Here is a 20,805-nt window from a genome sequence, read left to right on the forward strand (position 1 = left end):
CCATGCTCATCGCGCACGACCTGGGGACCACCGGCGACAAGGCGTCCCTGCACCATGACGACGGCCGCCTCGTCACCTCGGTCACCGTGCCCTACCCCGCGCGGTTCGCGGCCGGCGGCATCGCCGAGCAGGACCCCGCGCACTGGTGGGATGCCGTCGTCTCGGCGACCAGAGAGCTGATCGACCGCGCGGCGGTCGACCCGACGACCGTCGCCGGCCTCGTCGTGAGCGGTCAGATGATGGGCACCGTGCTGCTCGACGCGCACGGCGAGCCCGTGCGTCCCGCGATCATCTGGGCGGACACGCGCTCGGGAGCGGAGACCCGCGCCCTCGAGAAGCACCTCGGCGCCGACCACGCCTACCGCCTGCTCGGCCACCGCCTCAATCCCACGTACTCGGTCGAGAAGATCATGTGGGTGCGTGACCACGAGCCGGACGTCTGGGCGCGGGTGCGCCACTTCTGCGTCGCCAAGGACTTCATCGTCCACCGCCTCACCGGACGCCTCGCCACCGACCGCTCCGACGCCTCGGGCACCAACGCCTACGACCAGCTGAGCGGCACCTGGTCGGCCGAGGTGCTGGCGGCCGCCGGCCTCGAGGCAGCGCTCTTCCCTGAGATCCTCGATTCGACGACGGTCGCCGGCACGCTCACGGCCGATGCGGCGGATGCGCTGGGGCTCCCGGCATCCGTCCGTGTCGTCATGGGCGGCGGAGACGGCCCGCTCGCCGCGGTCGGCTCGGGCATCGTCGCCCCCGAGGATGGCGCGTACGTGTGCCTGGGCACCTCGTCGTGGATCTCGTTCGCGAGCCTCGCACCACTGCACGACCCGCAGATGCGCACGATGACGTTCGACAACGTCGTGCCCGGATCCTTCGTCCCGACCGCGACGATGCAGGCGGGCGGCGCATCGGTGCAGTGGATCGCGGAGGCGCTCTCCCCAGACCCCACCCACCCCGACACCGCCCGGCTCACAGCCGAGGCGGCCGGCGACCTCGACACCGAGGACCTCTACTTCCTCCCCTACCTCCTCGGCGAGCGCTCCCCGCTGTGGGATCCGGATGCGCGCGGCGCCTTCGTCGGCCTCGGGCGTCACCACACGAGGGCGCACCTGACCCGAGCGGTGCTCGAGGGCGTCGCCTACAACCTCCTCACCTGCATCCAGGCGTTCCGCGAGTCCGGCGCGACGATCGACCGCATCGACGCAGTCGGCGGCGGCGCGCAGAGCGACGCCTGGCTCGGCATCCTCGCCGATGTCTGGGGCGTGCCGATCCGCCGTCGCACGATCGTCGAGGAGGCCAACAGCCTCGGAGCGGCGGTCACCGGTGCCGTCGGCCTCGGCCTCGCCGACTTCTCGGCGGCGCGGGCGCTCAGCGAGGTCACGGCGGAGTTCGCACCGGATGCCGGTCGCCACGCCGTGCACGCGCAACGGCATTCGCGCTTCGTCGATGCGTACGCGGCCCTGGCGCCGTGGTTCGCCGCCGCACCGACCTCCTCCGCACCGACATCCGCACCGAAATCCCCCGCACCGAAATCCCCCGCACCGACGGCGACCGAGGGCCGCTGATGGGCGTCATCCTCGCCACCAGCCGCTCGTTCTCGGACGGCGATCTCGACCTCGTCGGGCGCGCACGTGCCGCAGGTCACGAGATCATCCGCGGACCCGCGCACCACGGACTCACCGAACTCGCGCCGCTGCTCGCCGCGGCAGAAGGGTGGATCGCGGGCACGGGACCGGTGACCGACGCGCACCTCGCGGCGGCCCCGAACCTTCGGATCGTCGCCCGCTACGGCGTCGGCACCGAGGCGGTCGATCTCCCCGCGGCGGAGCGACGCGGCATCCCCGTCACGAACACGCCGGGTGCGAACGCGGATGCCGTCGCCGACCACACCGTGGGGCTCATGCTCGCGGCTCTGCGATCCATCTCCGACGGAGACCGCCGGGTGCGCGCGGGCGACTGGGCCGTGCGCCGCGGACGCGAACTCGGCGCGGCGACCGTGGGCATCGTCGGCTTCGGCCGCATCGGCCAGGGCGTGGCCCGGCGGCTCAGCGGCTTCGGCTCGCGGATCCTCGCCACCGACCCGTACCTGCCGCGAGGCGTCATCGCCGAGCGCGGCGCAGAGCCGGTCGCTCTCGACGCGCTGTTCCACGCCGCCGACGTCATCACCCTGCACGCCCCCGGCGGTCAGACGCTCGTCGATGCCGCCCGGCTCGACGGCATCCGACCCGGAACGATCCTGGTGAACACCGCTCGACCCGACCTCGTCGACGAGGCCGCCCTCGCCACCGCCCTGCGCGAGGGACGACTCGGCGCGTATGCGGCCGACACCCTCGACGGCGACACCGCAGGGAGCGCGAGCGCGCTGCTCGCGCCCGACCTCTCGCCCCGCGTGACCGTCACTCCGCACCTCGGCGCCCAGACGACGCAGGCCGTCGACAACATGGGCTCGATGTCGCTCGACGACGTGCTCGCGGTGCTCGACGGCCACGCTCCCGCCCACCCCGTGTTCTCCAGTCCCGACTCCTCCCGCATCGCCGGGCCCTCCGACTCCTCCCGCATCGCCGGGCCCTCCGTCGCCCGCTCTGCCGGGCCCTCCGTCGCCCGTTCCTGAAGGACACCGCATGACCAGCACCGAGAACCCGACTCCGACCCCCGCGAGCGTCGCCCCGACCGCCGGCTACATGGGCTTCATCGGCGTCAGCACGGGCTCCTCGTCGATCATGAGCGTCTTCCCGAAATGGGCGGAACTGCTGGAGCTGCCGACCGGGAACCTCATCGGACACGACCTGCCGATGGATGCGACCCCGGCGCAGTACCGCGCGATGGTCGAGCAGATCCGCGACGACCTGAACCACCGTGGCGCCCTCGTCACGACCCACAAGATGAACGTGTTCGCCGCGGCATCCGACCTGTTCGACGAGCTCGATCCGTTCGCCGTCTCGTGCTCCGAGATCTCGAGCATCTCGAAGCGGGGTGACCGCCTGATCGGGCGCGCGAAAGACCCCCTCACGGTCGACCTCGCCCTGAACGACTTCCTCCCCGGCGACCACTTCGCCCGCACCGGGGCCGAGGTCGTGATCCTCGGCGCCGGCGGCTCGGGCACGGCCCTCAGCTGGGCGCTGGCGGAGAGAGCGGATGCTCCGTCGAAGATCACCGTCACGGCCCTCGACGACGCGCAGCTCGACCACCTGCGCGAGGTGCACCGCCAGCACGGCACCCCGGACGGGCTGATCACGTACGTGCGCACCGACACGGTGCAGGATGCCGCGGCCCTCGTCGCGGCATCCCCCGCGGGCTCGCTCATCGTGAACGCGACCGGGCTCGGCAAGGACCGCCCGGGCTCGCCGCTGCCCGACGACGTCGTCTTCCCGGCGGACGCATGGGTGTGGGAGTTCAACTACCGCGGCTCGCTCGAGTTCCTGCACCAGGCACGAGCGCAGGAGGCCGCGCGCGGTCTGCACGTCGTCGACGGCTGGCGGTACTTCATCCACGGCTGGTCACAGGTCGTCGCCGACGTCTTCGAGATCGATCTCACGCCCGCGATCGTCGAACGGCTCGCCGAGGCCGCCGAGTCGGTGCGCTGATGCCTGTCGTGCGGACGGTCCTCGGCGACATCGACCCTGCGCTGCTCGGCGCGACGGACTATCACGAGCACCTGTTCCAGGTCTCGCCGCTACTCGTGGGCGATGAGCTCGACGACGAGGACCTCTCGGGCCAGGAAGCCGCGTTGCTGAAGGCCAGCGGCCTCGCGACGATGGTGGATGCCACGCCCTTCGGCCTCGGCCGCGACCCCGAAGCGGTGGCGCGGATCAGTGCGGGCACGGGCCTGCAGGTCGTCGCGGCGACCGGCCGCCATCGCGAGGCGCACTACGGCGACGACCATCCGCTGCGGGTGTGGGATGACGAGCGCCTGGCGGAGCTGTTCATCGCCGAGGTGGTGCGCGGGATGCCGGTCGACGACGCGCTGGTGTTCGAGGCCCCCGACGTCCCTCGAGCGGCTGCGCCCGATGGATCGGCCGTGCGCGCGGGGATGTTGAAAGCCGGCGTGGGCTACTGGAGCATCAGTGACTTCGAGCACACGACGCTGCTCGCGGTCGCCGCAGCGCACCGCCGGACCGGGGCGGCCGTGATGGTGCACCTGGAATTCTGCACCGCCGCGCACGAGGTGCTCGATCTGCTCGACGGCGAAGGCGTGGCATCCGATCGGGTCGTGCTCGCGCATGCGGACCGCGATCCGGACGCGGGCCTGCACGCCTCACTCGCCGAGCGCGGCGCCTATCTGGGATACGACGGTGTCGCGCGTCCGCGCACACGGTCGGATGCCGAGCTGCTCGCCCTGACCGAGAAGGCCGTCGCCCTCGGATGCGGAGACCGCATCCTGCTCGGCGGCGATGTCGCCCGCCGCACCCGCTACCTCGCGTATGGCGGCATGCCGGGCCTCGCCTATCTCGGCGAGCGCTACCTGCCGCGATTGCGCTCCGCCGTCGGCGATGACGTGGTCGAACGGATGCTCGTCGCGAATCCCGCCCGCCTGCTCACCCTGTCGACCTGACCGGTCGTCGCCCCGCCTGCCGCCTGCCGCCCCACCGCCGACGCCCGACACCCGACGCCCCGTGCCCGCCACCCGACACCGCCGTTCTGACCCCGGCACCTGATACCCGCTGTCCCACATCCCGAGGAGCCCCCGTGACCGAGCCGACCATCCTGCATGCCGTGTTCACCGCACTTCCCGAGAAGGGTGAAGAGGTCGCTGCGCTGCTGCGTGACTTCGCCGAGGTGGTGCGCGCCGAAGAGGGCAACGTCCTGTTCGACGCGACGCGCCTCGTCGACGACCCCGACCGCTTCTTCGCCTACGAGGTCTATCGCGACGACGCGGCCTTCCAGGCGCACATCTCGGCCCCGGCCGGCATCCCGTTCAATGAGGCCCTGCAGCAGTTGATCGTCGAACCGGCATCCGTCCTGACCTTCCTCCGCCGCATCTGACGGGGCCTCGGCCTCTCCCCTGCCTGCCACCTGCATGCCGAGAACACACCTGCATGCCGATCCTGCCCCTCTGAGCATGCATCCGTGATCTGAGCATGGATCCGTGATCTGAGCCGTCCCCCTGCCTCACCCCGCCCCCTGCCTGTTACCTGCATGCCGAGAACACACCTGCATGCCGATCCCGCCCCTCTGAGCATGCATCCGTGATCTGAGCATGCATCCGTAATCGCCCCCCGCACACGAATGACGCCCGGACACGAAGGAGCCCCCCGCCCGAAGGCGAGGGGCTCCCGTGAACTCCGCAGGTCACTCGTAGAGGACTGCGGCGATCTTCTCGTCCTCGAGGTTCGTGCTGTCGTACCAGTACGAACCGGTGTCGTAGAACTCCTCGACGTCCTTGCCGTTGGCGGCGTCGTATGCCGCCTGGACGACCTGGGCGCCGATGCCGATCGGGTCCTGCGTGATGGCGCCGGCCATCGTGCCGTCCTTGATCGCGTTGATCTGCGCGGCTCCCGAGTCGAAGCCGACGATCGTGATCTTGCCCTTCTCCAGGCCGAGCTCGTTCACGGCGTTCACGACGCCGATGGCCGAACCCTCGTTGGTGCCGTAGATGCCCTTGAGGTCGGGGTGGGCGGCGATCAGCGTCTTGGCGATGTCGGCCGACTTCAGGTGGTCGCCGTCGCCGTACTGGATGTCGACGATCTCGATGTCGGGGAAGTCGGCTTCGATCTTCTCGACGAATCCGTCACGACGCTCGACACCGGTGGAGTTGATGTTCGAGTGACCGACGATGGCGACCTCGCCCTCGCCTCCGATCAGCTCGGCCATGTGCTCCGCGGCGAGCGCACCGGCGACCTTGCTGTCGGTCGCCGAGAGGCTCAGGCCGACCTCGCCGTTGCAGGGGGCGTCGAAGTAGACGACCGGGATGTCCTTCGACTTGGCCTGCTCGAGCGGGGCCACGCAGGCCTCGGGGTCGAGTGCGGCGTACGCGATGGCATCCGGGTTCTTGTCGATCGCGGTCGTCAGCATCTCGAGCTGCTGGGCGATCTCGGTCTCGGCGGCCGGGCCCTCGAACGTGATCTTCACGCCGAGCTCGTCCGCCTTCTCCTGGGCGCCCTGCTTGACGGCCTGCCAGAACTGGTGCTGGAAGCCCTTCGAGACGAGCGCGATGTACATCTCTCCGTCGCCGCCTGCGTCGCCGCCGCCTTCTTCGATGACGTCACCGCCGCCGCCGGCACAGCCGGCGAACACGAGGGCGGATGCGGCCACGAGCGCCGCGAATGCGGTCTTCTTGCCGAATTTCATGGAAACTCCATTGTTCTCTGTGGTGGGTGGTGGGGGGTGAGGTGTGTCAGGTGCGCTCGCGGTTGCGCAGCGAGTCGAGGAAGACGGCGAGCAGCACGACGACGCCGACGACGATGTTCTGCCATTCGGGCTGGATGGACATGATGCGGAGTCCGTTGACGAGCACGCTCATGATGAGCGCGCCGATCACGGTGCCGAGGATGGATCCGCGACCGCCGAGCAGCGAGGTGCCGCCGATGATCACCGCGGCGATGGCCTGCAGCTCGTATCCGGTGCCGATCTGCGGCTGCGCGGAGTCGAGGCGGGCGGCGATCACGATGCCCGCGATTCCGGTGAACGCTCCGGCGAACATGTAGATGAGGATCGTCCAGCGGCGGGTGTTCACACCCGACAGGCGCGTGGCCTCCTCGTTCGAGCCGATCGCGAACGTGTATCGCCCGAGCAGCGTCTTCGACAGCACCAGGAAGGCGACGATCGCGAGAGCCGCCGTGATGAGCACGGCGTTCGGGATGCCGGGGATGATCACGCCGAGGGCGATCTTCTTGAAGTCGGGGGCCGAGGTCGAGAAGTAGATCGGAGCGACGTTCGAGATCACGAGGGCGAGGCCACCCGCGATCATCATCATGGCGAGCGTCGCGATGAAGGGGGGCAGGCGGAGGAACGTGATGTTCACACCGTTCACCAGCCCCATCAGCACGCCGGTCAGGATGCCGCCGATCACGCCGACCCACACCGGCAGACCCATGTTGGTGACGATCACGCCGGTCATCACGGCGCACAGCGCCATGCCGGTCCCGATCGACAGGTCGATTCCGCCGGTGATGATGACGAAGGTCGTGCCGAGGGCGAGGATGCCGATGACCGCCGTCGACAGCAGCACGGTCGCGATGTTGCTGAAGGTGAAGAAGTTCGGGCTGGCGATCGAGAAGAACAGCACCAGCACGATCAACGTGCCGAACGCGAGCGACTGCTGAAGCTGTCGCTTCAGGAAGGCGCCGACGTCGCGCTTGTCGGTGTTCTCATCGAGCGCGGTCTGGATGATCGTCGTCGTCGACGATCCGGGCTGCTGCGGAGCGCTCATCAGTCTTCCTCTCCGTGGGCTGCGAGTTGCATGATCTTCTCCTGGCTGGCGTCCTCGTTGCGGAGGGTGCCGGTGACGCGTCCGTTCGCGAAGACCGCGATGCGGTTCGCGACGCGGAGGATCTCCGGCAGTTCCGACGAGATGACGATGATGGACTTGCCCTGGTCGGCGAGCTGCTGCATGAGGCGGTAGATCTCCTCCTTGGCACCGACGTCGATGCCACGTGTCGGCTCGTCGAAGATGAGGATGTCGCAGTCGCGCATCAGCCACCGGGCGATGACGACCTTCTGCTGGTTGCCTCCGGAGAGCAGCTTCACGACCTGGTTCACCGAGGGGGTCTTGACCCTCAGCTGCTCGACGTACTCCTTGGTGCGGTTCTTCGCCTTGCTGTCGCCCATCCAGCCGATGCCGTTGGCATACGAGCCGAGGGAGGCGAGCACGGTGTTGAAGGTCACGTCCTGCTCGAGCATCAGCCCCAGGAGTTTGCGGTCCTCGGAGAGGTAGCCGACGCCGTGCTTCACGGCATCCGCCGGCTGCGCGATGCGCACCGGACGCCCGCCGATCGAGATCGTCCCCTCTTCGCGGTGGTCGGCGCCGATGATGGCGCGGGCGGTCTCGGTACGACCGGCGCCCATGAGCCCCGCGAAGCCGAGGATCTCGCCCTTGTGCAGCTGGAACGACACGTCTTTGAGGAGGCTCTTGGTCGAGAGACCCTGCACGTCGAGGACGATCGGGTCGTTGACGTGCTCGCGGGCCTGCGGGCGGGTCCCCTCGTCGATCACCCGGCCGACCATCATCTCGATGATCTTCGGGATGCTGACCTCGGACTTCTCCAGTGATCCGATGTATGTGCCGTCTCGGAGCACGGTCACCCGGTCGGCGAGCCGTCGCAGCTCGTCCATGCGGTGCGAGATGTAGACGATGCCGGTGCCGGACGCGCGCAGCTGCTCGATGAGCACGAACAGGGTCTCGGTCTCGGAGTCGGTGAGCGCAGAGGTGGGCTCGTCCATGATGAGCACCTTGGCGTTGAACGAGAGCGCCTTGGCGATCTCGACCATCTGCTGCTCGGCCACCGTGAGCTCGCCCACGAGCTGCCGCGGATTCATCCTGATGCCCAGCCGCTGCAGCAGTTCGGCGGTCTGCGCGTTGAGCTTGCGCTCCGAGAGGAACGGCCCTGTGGTGGGCTCACGACCGACGAAGATGTTCTGCGCGACGGTGAGATCCGGCATCAGGTTCAGCTCCTGATGGATGATCGTGATGCCGAGCTGCTGCGCCTGGAGGGGGCTCGTGAGCTCGACCTCCTGCCCCTCGAACGTGATCGTCCCCTCGTCCTTGGTGTAGATGCCGGAGAGGATCTTCATGAGCGTCGACTTGCCTGCGCCGTTCTCGCCGACGAGCACGAGCACTTCCCCTGCACGCACCTCGAGGTGCACATCCTTGAGAGCCTGCACACCGGGGAATCCCTTGCTGATCCCCTCGACTCTGAGAATGGGGTCACTCATGTGCTCACCTGCTTCCTTGAAGGTCATCGCGATGTCATCCGGTCGGGTCCGGAAACATCGGATCAATTGTGCGTCCTGCGCGTGCGTTGCGCAAGTTGTATCTAAATGTAACTAACCGCGTTCCGGATGGAAAGACCTGTAATAACAAGTCGATCACGACTGGGACGTCTGCCCGGTCAGTGCAGTCGGATCGACTCCACGGCGACGAGCTTGTCGCGGATGTAGGCGTTGGCGTGCGCACCGAGTTCGGCGTTGTCGGTCCAGAGGTTGCGCCAGATGCCGAGCATCCTGCTCAGATCCGGAGCGACCACGGCCGACGAGAACGACTCGAACACGATCGGCCCGTCGTAGCCGATGCGCCCGAGCGCCTTGAAGAAGGTGTCGAAGTCGACGGTTCCGGTGCCGAGGTAACCGCGATGGCTCTCTCCGATGTGCACGTACCGCAGGGCCGGCGCGGCGTCGAGGACCGGCGCGAACATATCCGACTCCTCGATGTTCATGTGGTACGTGTCGAGATGGATGCCGAGGTTCGGCCGCTGCACGTCATCGAGGTACGCGACCGCCTGCCGCGCGGTGTTCAGCACGTTGGTCTCGTAGCGGTTGACCACCTCGAGTGAGACCGAGATCCCGCGCTCGGCGGCATGATCGGCGACGCGGGCGATCGTGCGGCGGCTGCTGGCGAGCCCCTCCGGGGTGGCGGGGTCCATGTACTTCTTCATGGCGCTGTAGATGACGCCGCAGAAGTGCTGCCCTCCGAGGTCGGCGAGCACGTCGACGGCCTGGAGCAGTAGCGCCTCCCCCGCCGCGACGACCGCCGGGTCCGAGCTCGTGACGTCCGTCGCCTCGGACAGTCCCAGTGAGGCGCTGACGGCGAGATCGTGCTCTTCGAGAGCGTCTCGCGCGGCCGCCACGTCGAACGAGAAGGGGTCCATGAGGGGGAACTCGATCAGGTCGAACCCCGCCTGCTTGGTCTTCTCGACGGCGAGGCGGATGCCGTCGGCATCGAAGTGTCCGGTCCAGACGAGCCCATGGCATCCGATGTTCATGAGACCTCTCGGAGGCGGGTGATCGGCACCGTCGCCTCTGCGGTTGCAACGTGCCAACCGTGTGTGCAGGTCACGCTACGGGTGCCACCCGCAACCTGTCAAGAACTTTCTTGGCACGTTGCAATCCCTCGACTACTCTGGACACGCCGTCGCCACGCACGGCCAGCCGACGGAGGATCCATGCCAGCCAGCGTCAAGGACGTCGCCGCTCTTGCAGGAGTCTCGTCCTCCACCGTCTCCAACTACCTCAACCACCCGCACGTGCTGGGCGAGTCGAGCGCGGCGAAGGTCAGGGCGGCGATCGAGCAGCTCGGCTACGTACCCAACGAATCGGCACGGCAGCTGCGGGCGGGATCGAGCAAGGCACTCGCCCTGATCCTGCTCGACGCCTGGCTGCCGTACTTCCACGAGCTGTCGCGCGGCGTCGAGGACGTCGCCCGTGAAGAGGGATGGTCGCTGTTCTTCAGCAACAGCAACCGCGACGCCGACACCGAGCGCCGCAACATCGACATGTTCGAGGCGCATCGCGTGCAGGGCATCGTGATCTATCCGCTCCAGGACGTGGTGCCTCGGCTCGAACAGCTCGCCGACCGCGGCATCCGCTCGGTCGTCGTCGGTCCGATCCCCGATTCGGCGATGGTCGGGTCGGTGCGGTTCGACGACCGCGGCGGCGGACGCCTCGCCGGTGCCCACCTGCTCTCGATCGGGCGCCGCCGCATCCTGTTCCTCGGGGCGCCGAGCGTCAGCCAATCCAACGATCGCCTGCAGGGGCTGCGGGACGCCGTCGACGGCTCAGATGCTGAGGTCACGGTGGTCGACGTGCCGCACCTCACCACCGAGGACGGACTCGACATCGGCGCTCGCATCGTCGAGATGCCCACCGCCGAACGACCCGATGCGATCTTCGCCGCGAACGACATGGTCGCGATCGGCGTGCTGACACAGCTGCTGCGGCACGGCATCCGGGTGCCGGAGGACATCGCGCTCATCGGCTTCGACGACGTCGCGCAGGCGCACCAGAGCGTCGTGCCGCTGACGAGCGTGCGGCAGCCGGGGTACGAGATCGGGCGCGCGGCGGGGGCGGCGCTGATCCGGCAGCTCGCCGACCCCACCGCCGACCTGCCAGCGCCGACGCCGTTCGCCGCTGAGCTCGTCGTCCGCGAGTCCACCGTCGGCCGCTGACCCTCGTCTCCGCCGTCGCGTCGCCGGTGCGGCTCCATAACTCCGGAGAAGCGCCCACCCAGTCCGAGCCCTGGCATCTGGCGCTGCCATTCCGTCCCGGCTATCCGGAGTTATGGCGCAGGCTCGGTTCACAACTCAGCACGAACCCGCACTGATGGCGCCACCGAGGCCCCAGACCGCCCACCAGCGCAGACCTGTGCTGAGTTGTGTACGCGCGCCGTCCGGCTTCCACAACTCCGGAGAAGCACACGTCGAACTCACGCCCGGGCGTCTCAGTCCACCATTCCGCCCCGGCTATCCGGAGTTATGGCGCAGGCTCGGTTCACAACTCAGCACGAACCCGCACTGATGGCGCCACCGAGGCCCCAGACCGCCCACCAGCGCAGACCTGTGCTGAGTTGTGTACGCGCGCCGTCCGGCTCAGGCCGGAATCAGGCCCTCCGCCGCGAGCTCGGCCCACAGCGCGTCGGGAATCTCGAGCGCCGCATATCCTGCATTCTGCGTGAGCTGCGCCGGCCGACTGCCCCCGACCACCACCGACCGCACCACATCCGACTGCAGCGGGAACTGGATCGCCGCCGCAGGCAGCGGCACGTCATGCGCGGCGCAGACCGCGGCGATCCGCACCAGCCGCTCCCAGAGCTCATCGGGCAGCTGACCGTACTCGTACCGCCCGTCGCGCTTCGGCTCGCTCGACGCGAGCAGTCCGGAGTTGAAGACGGATGCCGCCACGATCCCGGTGCCTGTCCCCCGACAGGCGGGCAGCACGTCGACCGCGGCCGGCTGCTCGAGCAGCGTGTACCGTCCCGCGACCATGATCAGGTCGAGGTCGGCCGAGCGCACCGCGGCGGCGAGCGCCTCCGACACCATCGAGCCGACACCGACCGCAGTCACCTCGCCATCGCGACGCAGCTGCTCGAGTGCCGGCAGCGCCTCGGCGAGCGCCAGGTCGAGATCGTGACGTTCCGGGTCGTGCAGGTAGACGAGGTCGATGCGCTCGAGGCCCAGCCGTTCGCGCGACTCGTCGAGGCTGGCACGGATCCCCGAAGCAGAGAAGTCCCACACGCGCTGGAGGTCATCCGGGACGTGGAAGTCATTCGCGGTGTCGAGTCCGCCTGCGTGCTCGGGGTTCGGCCGCAGCAGTCGACCGACCTTGGTCGAGAGTACGTACTCCTCGCGCGGCTTGGTCTGCAGGAATGCGCCGAGACGCCGCTCCGACAGGCCGAGCCCGTAGTGCGGTGCCGTGTCGAAGAAGCGGATGCCGCTGTCCCAGGCCGCGTCGAGCACGGCCCAGGCCTCGTCGTCGCTGAGCGCGCGGAACAGGTTGCCCACGTTGGCCGCCCCGTACCCGAGGCGCGGGACCGTCAGCCGATCAGATGCCGACATGCTGCCCCGTCCACGTGTACGCGGCGATGCTCTCCGCCTTCATCTCCATGCCCGAGCCGGGAGCGACGGGGGCCATGTACGAGCCGTCCCGGATGTCGGTGGGGATCACGAAGTGCTCGTGCAGGTGGTCGACGAACTCGATCATCCTGCCCTCGCGGGTGCCGGTGACGGCGACGAAGTCGAACATCGACAGGTGCTGCACCGCCTCGCAGAGGCCGACGCCACCGGCGTGCGGGCACACCGGCACGCCGAACTTCGCGGCGAGCAGCAGGTTGGCGATGTTCTCGTTGACGCCGGCGACCCGCACCGCGTCGATCTGCATCACCGAGATCGCCTCGGCCTGCAGCAGCTGCTTGAAGATGACGCGGTTCTGCGCGTGCTCGCCAGTGGCGACGCGGATCGGCGCGATCCCCCTGGCGATCTCGGCGTGGCCGAGCACGTCGTCGGGGCTGGTGGGCTCCTCGATCCAGGCGGGGTGGAACTCGGCGAGCGCGTTCACCCACTCGATCGCCTCCGAGACCTCCCAGCGCTGGTTGGCGTCGATCGCGATGGGGAAGTCGGGGCCGCACACCTCGCGGGCCGTGCGGAAACGGCGGATGTCGTCGTCGAGGTCGGCACCGACTTTGAGCTTGATCTGGGTGAAGCCGTCGGCCATCGCCTCGCGGGCGAGCCGCTCGAGCTTCTCGTCGGAGTATCCGAGCCACCCCGGGCTGGTCGTGTAGCCGGGGTATCCGGTCGCGAGCAGCTCCCGCTCGCGATCGGCGCGCCCCGGCTCGGCTGCCCGCAGGATCTCGAGCGCGTCCTCCCGGGTCAGGGCGTTGGTCAGGTAGCGGAAGTCGACGAGATCGACGATCTCCTCCGGCGTCATCCTGGCGAGGAGCTGCCACAGCGGCAGGCCGGCGCGCTTCGCCTTGATATCCCACAGCGCGTTGATGACCGCGCCGATCGCCATGTGCATGACGCCCTTCTCGGGGCCGAGCCAGCGCAGCTGCGAGTCGCCGATGATGTCGCGGAACGTCGTGCCCATGTCGTCGAGCAGCGGTTCGAGCTCGCGCCCCACCAGGTGTCCGGCGAGGGCGTCGATCGCTGCGACCTGTACGTCGTTGCCGCGGCCGATGGTGAAGACGAAGGCGTGACCTGTGATGCCGTCCTCGGCATCCGTGCGCACGATGACGTACGCCGCCGAGTAGTCGGGGTCGGGGTTCATGGCGTCCGACCCGTCCAGGCTCAACGATGTCGGGAAGCGGATGTCGGTCGTGTCGAGGGCGACGATGCGGCTCACGGGGTCCTCTCGTGCACGGGGTGGGGATTCGTGCAGATCTCTTGGAGTGTAAACATCGGATGTCTATACTGTCAACGAGACGGGCCGCGCTGACGCGCCCGCGCCCCATGAACACCGCACTGATCAGGAGAGACATGAAGTTCGCACGCCTAGGCCCGTCCGGCGCCGAGATCCCGGTGCTCATCGAGGGCGAGCAGTACCTCGATCTGCGTCCCGTGACATCCGATGTGCACGGCGACTTCCTGGCCGGAGACTTCCGCGTCCGCGTCGAGGCCGCCCGCGCCGCCGGTGAGCTCCCGGAGCTCGAGGGCGCAGCGGGGATGCGTATCGGAGCGCCGATCGCCCGCCCCAGCGCCGTCATCTGCATCGGCCAGAACTACGCGGCCCACGCTCGCGAATCCGGGGCGGAGCCGCCGACCGTGCCGATCATGTTCCTGAAGACGCCGAACACGGTCGTCGGCCCTGACGATGCGGTCACGATCCCGCGCGGCAGCGAGAAGACCGATTGGGAGGTGGAGCTGGGCATCGTGATCGGCGCCCGCGCCTCGTACCTCGACTCTCCGGACGAGGCCGACGCCCACATCGCCGGTTACGTCGCCACCAACGACGTCTCGGAGCGCGCCTTCCAGATGGAGGTCTCCGGCGGACAGTGGTCGAAGGGCAAGATCGCGCCCGGCTTCAACCCGACCGGCCCGTGGCTGGTCACCCCCGACGAGGTCGACGTCGACGACCTGCAGCTGCGCAGCTGGGTCAACGGCGAGCCGCGACAGGACTCGAACACGAACGACATGATCTTCGACGTGCGCGCGATCGTGCACCACCTGTCGCAGTACGTCGCCCTGGAGCCCGGCGACCTCATCCTCACGGGCACGCCGCAGGGCGTCGCCTTCGGCGGGAAGTTCCCGTACCTCAAGGCGGGTGACGTCGTGGACATCGAGATCGAAGGACTCGGGCATCAGCGCCAGGAGTTCGTGGCATGGGAGGCACAGAAGTGAGCAGCGCACTCGACGGACTCGTCGCGATCGTCACCGGCGGGGCATCCGGCATCGGCGCGGCCATCGCCGCACGCCTGCACGCCGACGGCGCGCAGATCGCGGTGCTCGACCGCGACACCTCGGGAGCGGATGCCGCCTTCGCGGCGTTCACGGCCGACGTGTCGAACCGCGCGTCGGTGGATGCCGCCGTGACCGCCGTCGCCGAGAGGTTCGGCCGCATCGACATCGTGGTCAACAACGCCGGCGTCGGCGCGCAGGGCGACATCAGCGCGAACGACGACGACGAGTGGGCGCGGGTCCTCTCGATCAACGTCACCGGCATCGCCCGCGTCACCGCGGCGGCGCTGCCCTGGCTCAAGAAGTCCCCGAGCGCGGCGGTCTGCAACACGGCATCCATCGCCTCCACCACGGGCCTTCCGCAGCGCGCGCTGTACAGCGCGTCGAAGGGTGCGGTCTCGGCGCTGACCCGCGCCATGGCGGCGGACCACCTGCGCGAAGGCATCCGCGTCAACGCCGTGAACCCCGGCACCGCCGACACTCCCTGGGTCGGGAGGCTGCTCGACTCGGCCGACGACCCGGCTGCCGAGCGCGCCGCGCTCGAGGCTCGCCAGCCGCACGGCCGATTGGTGTCGCCGGACGAGGTCGCGGCAGCCGTCGCCTACCTCGTCAGCCCGGATGCCGGATCCACCACCGGCACGTTCATCGAGGTCGACGGCGGCATGGCGCAGCTGCGGCTGCGCCCCGTCGGCAGCTGAGTTCCGGGCCGGGCCCAGTCCGGGTTCGGCACCGACTCCAGACCCGCTTCCGGTCCGTTTCCGGTCCCGACCCAGTCCCGATCTGGTCCCAGTCCCCGGCCCGGGCCCATTTCCGGTCCCGATCCGGTCCCGATCCGGTCCCGATCCGGTCCCAGTCCCCGATCCGGGCCCATTTCCGGTCCCGTTTCCGGTCCCGCTCCCCGACCCCGGTCCGGTCCCGATTCCGGTCTCGATCCGGTCCCGATCCGGTCCGGATCCGGTCCCAGTCCCCGGCCCGGGCCCATTTCCGGTCCCGAACAGCACAGTGGGCCCCGATTCGCACACGATCCCCGACGGGGGCTGTGCGATTCGGGGCCCACTGTGCAATCCGGGACGGGCGATCCGGGACGTGCAATTCGGGACGGACGATTCGGGACGAACGACGACCGACGAACGACGACCGACGAACGACGACCGACGAACGACGAACGACGAACGACGACCGCCGAACGACGGCCTACGAGCGGTCGCCCCGCAGCCACCCGAAGATGCCGCGACGGGGCCGTTCCTCCCGCGCATCCGCGTGCGTCCGGCGTTCCCCTACCCGGTAGAACTCCTCGGCGTTGCGCCACAGGATCGCGTCGACGTCGTGTCCCCGGCGGTCGGCCCAGGCGATCACGGTATCCGCCCACCGGCTGCGCGCCGTCGGCTGATACATCGGTGACCCGTCTTCGTTCGCGTACGGGTCGCCCGCCTCGGGCGGGCCGATCACCGACACCGGCCAGTCGCTGCCCCAGAGCAGTCGCTCCGCTCCGAAGGCGTCGGCGGCGGCGTCGAGGAACGGCTCCAGCTGCGCGGGCGACCAGTCCCCTCCGGCTTCGGCCGGCAGCCCCGAGAGCTTGCAGCAGACGTTCGGATGCCGCGCGAGGTCGTCGAGGTCGCGCACCCACTCCATCGTCGGCGCGGCCGGAGCGCCTGCCGTTCCCACCTCGGGCTTGCCGAGGTGGTCGAGCACCATCCGCAGCTCGGGCACCGCTCCGGCGAGGCGCGAGATCTCGGGCAGCTGCGACGCACGGACGCAGGCGTCGAAGGTCCAGCCGCGTGCGGCGACCTCCCTGGCCCCGGTCACGAAGCCCGCGGAGACCGCCAGCCCGTCTGCTTCCCCCTGCAGGTTGTGCCGCACGCCGACGACGAGCGGCTCGGCTGCGAGTCCTTCGAGATGCGCGGTCGTATCGGTGCCGCGGTCCAGCCGTGCACCGGCGACGATGCCGACGACGCCGATCGCGGGCGCGAGACCAGCCACCCAGCGCACCTCGTCGAGGAAGTCGTCTTCGATCGTCTCGGCCTGCACGAAGATCGAGTGCTCCGTGGTGGCCCGTTCGAGCCGGGCGTGCTCGATCTCGGTCCGACCGAACAGCCAGGCCAGCGGCCCCTCGAGCCAGGTGTAGTGCAGGATCTCGGGATCCCAGAGGTGCAGGTGCGAATCGAGTACGCGCATGTCCACCATCCTGCCCCAGACATCCGATGAATGGCTAGGATGACGCCATGGCAGTGACAGACGATGCGATCGAGAAGATCAAAGCGATGATCGTGTCGGGCGAACTCGCCCCCGGCGATCGGCTGCCCCCGGAGAAGGAGCTCTCCGAACGGCTGGGACTCTCCCGCAACTCGATGCGCGAGGCGGTCAAGGCGCTCGAGGTGATCCGCGTCCTCGATGTGCGCCGCGGCGACGGCACCTATGTGACCAGCCTGGAGCCGCACCTGCTGCTGGAGGCGATCTCGTTCGTCGTCGACATGCACGACGACGATTCGATGCTCGAGATCTTCGCGGTCAGGCGGATGCTGGAGTCCCAGGCCACCGGCCTCGCGGCGACCCTCGGCAGCGACGATGCGATCGGGGAGCTCGAGCGCGAGGTCGACTCCATCGACCCGACCGTCAGCATCGAGGCGCTGGTCGAGCACGACATCCGCTTCCACCGGGAGATCGTCGCGATGGCGGGCAACGCCTACCTCGCGAGCCTCATCGAGCACTTGAGCAGCCAGACCGTCCGCGCGCGCGTCTGGCGGGGTCTCACCGAGGGCGGCGCCGTGGAGCGCACCCTGTCGGAGCATCGGGCGATCGCGGACGCCATCGCCCGGCGGGATTCCGGTCTCGCGACCTCGCTCGCGACCGCGCACATCGCCGGTGTCGAGCGGTGGCTGCGCCAAGCGGCATCCGCCTGAGTCGTTCACTTCTCAGCACAGACGCATCCTCGACGACCGCGGAACCGCGGAAACGCGCGGAGCCAGTCCGCCGACGGCCGCACCCATGCTGAGTCGTGAACGAGGCGGCCCGAGCATCAGGCCCCGAGACGCCCCATCGCCGCGTCGAACTCCGCGGCCGAGCTGTCGCTGACCTCGTGGAACAGCAGCTGCTCGATCACATCGGGCGCGGCCGTGAAGTACGGCACTCCGGCCAGGCGCAGTCCGGTGATGTCGTCAGGCGAGCGCAGGCTCGCGGCGAGCACGTTCGACGAGCTGCCCGCGCAGACCTCCTGCATCCGGGCGATCACCGCGTCGCCGTCGATCCCGGCATCCCGCATCCGCCCGAGGTACGGGGCGATGTACTGCACGCCGATCGAAGCGCAGGCCAGCGCCTGCCCCACCGTGTACACCGCCGTCACCAGCACTGTCGCGCCGTCGCGCACCAGAGCGGATGCCGCGGCGAACCCGTCGCGCGTCGCGGGCACCTTCACGACGACCCGCTCCCCCAGCGCCCGGATGCCCTCGGCGTTGCGGAGGAAGGCGGCGGTGTCGCCGCCCCAGGTCTGGAAGAAGATCTCGCGCGCGCCCTCTTCGGTCCACCGGGCGTAGAGGTCGGGGATCTCGGCGGCGGTGCGACCACCGCGTTCGAGGATGGTCGGGTTGGTCGTGACGCCGTGCACCACTCCCGCGGCGAGGAGCGAGGAGACTCGGTCGGTGTCCGCGCTGTCGACGTAGAGGCGGGGGGCGAGCGCGGTCATCGGGTCTCCTCGGGCACAACCTGTCGTTACAGGTTGGGTTTCGGCTAATGTAATGACAGCCGCGGAGGATGTCAAAGCGCCCCGCATCGACGACGATCAGGAGTGCCATGACAGCCGCCGCCTCGCCCGATCGCACCGGGGTGGTCATCGTCGGCAGCGTGACCGCTGATGTGACGACCTTCTCGACCCGGCTTCCCGCACGCGGTGAGACGATCCTCGGCGACGAGTTCACCCTGATGCTCGGCGGCAAGGGCGCCAACCAGGCGGTCGCGGCCGGACGCTCCGGCGCCCGCACGAGCTTCGTCGGATGCGTCGGCGACGACCTCTTCCACGACCTGGTCGTCGACGGGCTGAGCGAGGCCGGGGTCGACCTGACCCACCTGCGCACCGTGCCCGGCCCGACGGGCATCGCTCACATCCGCGTCGACGCGTCGGCGCAGAACGACATCGTGATGGTGCCCTTGGCCAATGCAGCTCTCAGTACCGAGCAGATCGATGCCGCACTGGCCGCGCTCGCCCCCGCGACCTCGGTGCTGCTCACCCAGCTCGAGACGCCGTCGGCCCTGACCGCGCACATCACCGCACGGGGGCGCGAGCACGGGATGACGGTCATCCTGGATCCCGCTCCCGCAGCTCCTCTCGACGACGCGGTCTGGGCGAACATCGACATCGTCACTCCCAACGAGACCGAGGCCTCGGTGCTGAGCGGCATCGAGGTGACGGATGCCGCCACGGCCGCCGTCGCGGGCCGCTGGTTCCTCGACCGCGGTGTCGGTGCGGCCGTGATCACCCTCGCCGGCCAGGGCTCGTGCGTGGTGACGGCGGAGGGGGCATCCGTCGTCCCGCCATTCCCGGTCGAGGCGGTCGACACCACTGCGGCAGGCGACGCCTACGCCGGATACCTCGGCGCCGCCCTCGCGAACGGCCGGGACCTCACGGAGGCCGTACGGCTCGCGACCGCCGCCGGTGCCCTCGCCGTGACGAAGCAGGGCGCGTCGCCCAGCCTTCCGCTCCGCGCCGAGGTCGAGGCGTTCCTGGCCGCCCGAGAAGCACACTGACATCCCGAGGAGACACCATGCGCAAGACCGCGACGACCATCAACCCCGCCCTGTCCCGCGTGATCAGCGAGACCGGCCACACCGATCTGCTGGTCGTGACGGATGCCGGGCTGCCCATCCCCCCGGGTTCCGAGCGCATCGACCTGGCCTATCGCCCCGGTGCTCCGGCCTTCTTCGACGTGCTGGATACGGTCCTCGCCGAGCTCGTCGTCGAGGGCGCCACCGTCTCGGAGGAGGTCGCCGAGAAGAGCCCCGAAGTGCTGGCCGCCCTGCGCGAGCGCTTCGCCGACGAGGACTTCGAGATCGAGCTCATCCCGCACGTCGAGTTCAAGGAGCTCACCCACTCCGCCCGCGCGTTCGTGCGCTCCGGCGAGTTCACCCCCTACGCGAACGTGATCCTGCATGCGGGAGTGGCGTACTGAGATGAAGGACTCGATCGACCGCCACTCCGCGGCGCCCATGTACGACCAGCTCCGGCAGCTGATCATCGACGGCATCACCCGCGACGGTCTGCAGCCGGGCGACCCGCTGCCAGGGGAGCACCGCCTGTGCGAGCGCTACGGCATCTCCCGCACGGTGGTGCGTCAGGCGCTCGCGCAGCTCGAGCACGAAGGACTCGTCGAGCGCGTGAAGGGCAAAGGCACGTTCGTGTCGCGGCCCCGCACCAGCGAGAGCCTCGTGCACACGCTGATCGGACTCTACGACGACGTCGAACGTCGAGGAGGTCACGTGCACAGCGACGTGCTGCGGCACGAGGAGACCCTCGCCGACGACGAGATCGCCGCAGCGCTCGAGGTCGAGGTCGGTGCGCCCGTGGTCGTGCTCGAACGTCTGCGCCACGTCGACGGCGAACCCTGGTCGCTGTCCACGACCTGGATGCCCGAGCCGGTCGGCCGGGTCACACTCGGCGTCGATCTGTCGGAGGCGTCGCTGTACCGACTGCTCGCCGACGACGGAATCGTGGCGACGAGCGGCGTGCGCTCGGCCGAGGCGACCGTCGCGACGCACGAGCAGGCGCAGCATCTGGGCGTGAGCGCAGGATCGGCGCTGCTGCGGCTGCGGAGCGTCAGCCGGGCGGCCGACGGCATCCCGATGGAGTACTTCGTGGCGCACCACCGCGGTGATCGGTCGCGCTTCGAGTTCCAGCTGCAGCAGGAGCAGTCCCAGGCATCCCTCCTGCACGTGGACGGCGACGGGAGCACCTCTCGCGCGGGCACCGTGCGGTAGGCGAGCGAGCTGACCTCACCTG

Annotated in this window: 20 protein-coding genes; 12 read left to right on the forward strand and 8 right to left on the reverse strand. The window is 69.3% G+C overall.

What is annotated here, in order from left to right; all coding sequences use genetic code 11:
* The first annotated feature begins 2 nt into the window (after nucleotides 1–2).
* The 5 genes from xylB (at nucleotide 3) to ACESK8_RS13320 (ending at nucleotide 4,983) form a co-directional block, all read left to right on the forward strand.
* The gene (gene xylB / locus ACESK8_RS13300; protein WP_372969046.1) at nucleotides 3–1,565 is read left to right on the forward strand and encodes a xylulokinase; all 1,563 of its coding nucleotides are present in this window, start codon (nucleotides 3–5) and stop codon (nucleotides 1,563–1,565) included.
* Entirely contained in the window at nucleotides 1,565–2,611 is a 1,047-nt protein-coding gene (locus tag ACESK8_RS13305) for an NAD(P)-dependent oxidoreductase (RefSeq protein ID WP_372969047.1), read from the forward strand. Before xylB ends, ACESK8_RS13305 begins: the two co-directional genes overlap by 1 nt.
* Before the next feature lie 10 nt (nucleotides 2,612–2,621).
* On the forward strand, nucleotides 2,622–3,584 hold the full coding sequence (locus ACESK8_RS13310; protein ID WP_372969048.1) for a shikimate dehydrogenase: 963 nt from the start codon (nucleotides 2,622–2,624) through the stop codon (nucleotides 3,582–3,584).
* Nucleotides 3,584–4,552: a phosphotriesterase gene (locus ACESK8_RS13315; RefSeq protein WP_372969049.1), complete on the forward strand. Its 969-nt coding sequence runs from the start codon at nucleotides 3,584–3,586 to the stop codon at nucleotides 4,550–4,552. The genes ACESK8_RS13310 and ACESK8_RS13315 overlap by 1 nt, the downstream gene beginning before the upstream one ends.
* A 134-nt stretch (nucleotides 4,553–4,686) precedes the next feature.
* On the forward strand, nucleotides 4,687–4,983 hold the full coding sequence (locus ACESK8_RS13320) for a putative quinol monooxygenase (protein ID WP_372969050.1): 297 nt from the start codon (nucleotides 4,687–4,689) through the stop codon (nucleotides 4,981–4,983).
* A gap of 306 nt (nucleotides 4,984–5,289) precedes the next feature.
* Here the strand turns inward: ACESK8_RS13320 and ACESK8_RS13325 are convergent, their stop codons facing one another.
* The 4 genes from ACESK8_RS13325 to ACESK8_RS13340 form a co-directional block, all read right to left on the reverse strand.
* A complete protein-coding gene (locus tag ACESK8_RS13325; RefSeq protein ID WP_060926300.1) occupies nucleotides 5,290–6,288 on the reverse strand; it encodes an ABC transporter substrate-binding protein in 999 nt (332 codons plus the stop codon).
* Between the two features lie 46 nt (nucleotides 6,289–6,334).
* Complete coding sequence (locus tag ACESK8_RS13330; protein WP_372969051.1) at nucleotides 6,335–7,369, reverse strand: ABC transporter permease; 1,035 nt, start codon at nucleotides 7,367–7,369, stop codon at nucleotides 6,335–6,337.
* Nucleotides 7,369–8,871 (reverse strand): sugar ABC transporter ATP-binding protein, encoded by a 1,503-nt coding sequence (locus tag ACESK8_RS13335; RefSeq protein WP_060926345.1) that lies wholly within the window; start codon nucleotides 8,869–8,871, stop codon nucleotides 7,369–7,371. The genes ACESK8_RS13330 and ACESK8_RS13335 overlap by 1 nt, the downstream gene beginning before the upstream one ends.
* 176 nt (nucleotides 8,872–9,047) lie before the next feature.
* On the reverse strand, nucleotides 9,048–9,917 hold the full coding sequence (locus ACESK8_RS13340; protein WP_372969052.1) for a sugar phosphate isomerase/epimerase family protein: 870 nt from the start codon (nucleotides 9,915–9,917) through the stop codon (nucleotides 9,048–9,050).
* A 180-nt stretch (nucleotides 9,918–10,097) separates the two neighbouring features.
* Between ACESK8_RS13340 and ACESK8_RS13345 the strand changes: the two genes are divergently transcribed.
* Nucleotides 10,098–11,099 (forward strand): LacI family DNA-binding transcriptional regulator, encoded by a 1,002-nt coding sequence (locus ACESK8_RS13345; RefSeq protein ID WP_372969053.1) that lies wholly within the window; start codon nucleotides 10,098–10,100, stop codon nucleotides 11,097–11,099.
* 420 nt (nucleotides 11,100–11,519) lie between these two features.
* Here the strand turns inward: ACESK8_RS13345 and ACESK8_RS13350 are convergent, their stop codons facing one another.
* Together ACESK8_RS13350 and ACESK8_RS13355 are read right to left on the reverse strand one after the other, a co-directional pair.
* Complete coding sequence (locus ACESK8_RS13350) at nucleotides 11,520–12,485, reverse strand: aldo/keto reductase (RefSeq protein WP_372969054.1); 966 nt, start codon at nucleotides 12,483–12,485, stop codon at nucleotides 11,520–11,522.
* A complete protein-coding gene (locus tag ACESK8_RS13355) occupies nucleotides 12,472–13,767 on the reverse strand; it encodes an L-fuconate dehydratase (protein ID WP_372969055.1) in 1,296 nt (431 codons plus the stop codon). Before ACESK8_RS13355 ends, ACESK8_RS13350 begins: the two co-directional genes overlap by 14 nt.
* A gap of 134 nt (nucleotides 13,768–13,901) precedes the next feature.
* Between ACESK8_RS13355 and ACESK8_RS13360 the strand changes: the two genes are divergently transcribed.
* Nucleotides 13,902–14,762: a fumarylacetoacetate hydrolase family protein gene (locus ACESK8_RS13360; RefSeq protein WP_372969056.1), complete on the forward strand. Its 861-nt coding sequence runs from the start codon at nucleotides 13,902–13,904 to the stop codon at nucleotides 14,760–14,762.
* The gene (locus ACESK8_RS13365) at nucleotides 14,744–15,517 is read left to right on the forward strand and encodes an SDR family NAD(P)-dependent oxidoreductase (RefSeq protein ID WP_372969057.1); all 774 of its coding nucleotides are present in this window, start codon (nucleotides 14,744–14,746) and stop codon (nucleotides 15,515–15,517) included. The genes ACESK8_RS13360 and ACESK8_RS13365 overlap by 19 nt, the downstream gene beginning before the upstream one ends.
* A gap of 496 nt (nucleotides 15,518–16,013) precedes the next feature.
* Here ACESK8_RS13365 and ACESK8_RS13370 read toward each other — a convergent pair whose 3' ends face one another.
* Complete coding sequence (locus ACESK8_RS13370) at nucleotides 16,014–16,994, reverse strand: amidohydrolase (RefSeq protein ID WP_372969058.1); 981 nt, start codon at nucleotides 16,992–16,994, stop codon at nucleotides 16,014–16,016.
* Between the two features lie 47 nt (nucleotides 16,995–17,041).
* Here ACESK8_RS13370 and ACESK8_RS13375 point away from each other — a divergent pair, with 47 nt between their 5' ends.
* Nucleotides 17,042–17,719 (forward strand): FadR/GntR family transcriptional regulator, encoded by a 678-nt coding sequence (locus ACESK8_RS13375; protein WP_060926306.1) that lies wholly within the window; start codon nucleotides 17,042–17,044, stop codon nucleotides 17,717–17,719.
* 116 nt (nucleotides 17,720–17,835) lie between these two features.
* Here ACESK8_RS13375 and ACESK8_RS13380 read toward each other — a convergent pair whose 3' ends face one another.
* Complete coding sequence (locus ACESK8_RS13380) at nucleotides 17,836–18,498, reverse strand: transaldolase family protein (protein ID WP_372969059.1); 663 nt, start codon at nucleotides 18,496–18,498, stop codon at nucleotides 17,836–17,838.
* 107 nt (nucleotides 18,499–18,605) lie between these two features.
* On the opposite strand from ACESK8_RS13380, the gene ACESK8_RS13385 reads away from it, so the two are divergent.
* The 3 genes from ACESK8_RS13385 to ACESK8_RS13395 are packed head-to-tail and all read left to right on the forward strand — an operon-like array spanning nucleotide 18,606 to nucleotide 20,783.
* On the forward strand, nucleotides 18,606–19,556 hold the full coding sequence (locus ACESK8_RS13385) for a ribokinase (RefSeq protein ID WP_372969060.1): 951 nt from the start codon (nucleotides 18,606–18,608) through the stop codon (nucleotides 19,554–19,556).
* Nucleotides 19,557–19,573: 17 nt separating this feature from the next.
* Nucleotides 19,574–19,978, forward strand: a complete 405-nt coding sequence (gene rbsD, locus ACESK8_RS13390; protein ID WP_372969061.1) for a D-ribose pyranase — start codon at nucleotides 19,574–19,576, stop codon at nucleotides 19,976–19,978.
* A gap of 1 nt (nucleotide 19,979) precedes the next feature.
* Nucleotides 19,980–20,783, forward strand: coding sequence for a GntR family transcriptional regulator (locus ACESK8_RS13395; RefSeq protein WP_372969062.1), 804 nt, complete (start codon nucleotides 19,980–19,982; stop codon nucleotides 20,781–20,783).
* Nucleotides 20,784–20,805: the final 22 nt, after the last annotated feature.

Source organism: Microbacterium sp. (genome assembly GCF_041641055.1).
In the GTDB taxonomy this organism is placed as follows: Bacteria; Actinomycetota; Actinomycetes; order Actinomycetales; family Microbacteriaceae; genus Microbacterium.

Coding starts and splice junctions, on each gene's coding strand:
- ACESK8_RS13380 (WP_372969059.1), bottom strand. CDS start 18,498: ATGACCGCGCTCGCCCCCCGCCTCTACGTCGACAGCGCGGACACCGAC.
- ACESK8_RS13375 (WP_060926306.1), top strand. CDS start 17,042: ATGGCAGTGACAGACGATGCGATCGAGAAGATCAAAGCGATGATCGTG.
- ACESK8_RS13315 (WP_372969049.1), top strand. CDS start 3,584: ATGCCTGTCGTGCGGACGGTCCTCGGCGACATCGACCCTGCGCTGCTC.
- ACESK8_RS13350 (WP_372969054.1), bottom strand. CDS start 12,485: ATGTCGGCATCTGATCGGCTGACGGTCCCGCGCCTCGGGTACGGGGCG.
- ACESK8_RS13335 (WP_060926345.1), bottom strand. CDS start 8,871: ATGAGTGACCCCATTCTCAGAGTCGAGGGGATCAGCAAGGGATTCCCC.
- ACESK8_RS13365 (WP_372969057.1), top strand. CDS start 14,744: ATGGGAGGCACAGAAGTGAGCAGCGCACTCGACGGACTCGTCGCGATC.
- ACESK8_RS13360 (WP_372969056.1), top strand. CDS start 13,902: ATGAAGTTCGCACGCCTAGGCCCGTCCGGCGCCGAGATCCCGGTGCTC.
- xylB (WP_372969046.1), top strand. CDS start 3: ATGCTCATCGCGCACGACCTGGGGACCACCGGCGACAAGGCGTCCCTG.
- rbsD (WP_372969061.1), top strand. CDS start 19,574: ATGCGCAAGACCGCGACGACCATCAACCCCGCCCTGTCCCGCGTGATC.
- ACESK8_RS13370 (WP_372969058.1), bottom strand. CDS start 16,994: ATGCGCGTACTCGATTCGCACCTGCACCTCTGGGATCCCGAGATCCTG.
- ACESK8_RS13330 (WP_372969051.1), bottom strand. CDS start 7,369: ATGAGCGCTCCGCAGCAGCCCGGATCGTCGACGACGACGATCATCCAG.
- ACESK8_RS13325 (WP_060926300.1), bottom strand. CDS start 6,288: ATGAAATTCGGCAAGAAGACCGCATTCGCGGCGCTCGTGGCCGCATCC.
- ACESK8_RS13395 (WP_372969062.1), top strand. CDS start 19,980: ATGAAGGACTCGATCGACCGCCACTCCGCGGCGCCCATGTACGACCAG.
- ACESK8_RS13385 (WP_372969060.1), top strand. CDS start 18,606: ATGACAGCCGCCGCCTCGCCCGATCGCACCGGGGTGGTCATCGTCGGC.
- ACESK8_RS13310 (WP_372969048.1), top strand. CDS start 2,622: ATGACCAGCACCGAGAACCCGACTCCGACCCCCGCGAGCGTCGCCCCG.
- ACESK8_RS13345 (WP_372969053.1), top strand. CDS start 10,098: ATGCCAGCCAGCGTCAAGGACGTCGCCGCTCTTGCAGGAGTCTCGTCC.
- ACESK8_RS13340 (WP_372969052.1), bottom strand. CDS start 9,917: ATGAACATCGGATGCCATGGGCTCGTCTGGACCGGACACTTCGATGCC.
- ACESK8_RS13305 (WP_372969047.1), top strand. CDS start 1,565: ATGGGCGTCATCCTCGCCACCAGCCGCTCGTTCTCGGACGGCGATCTC.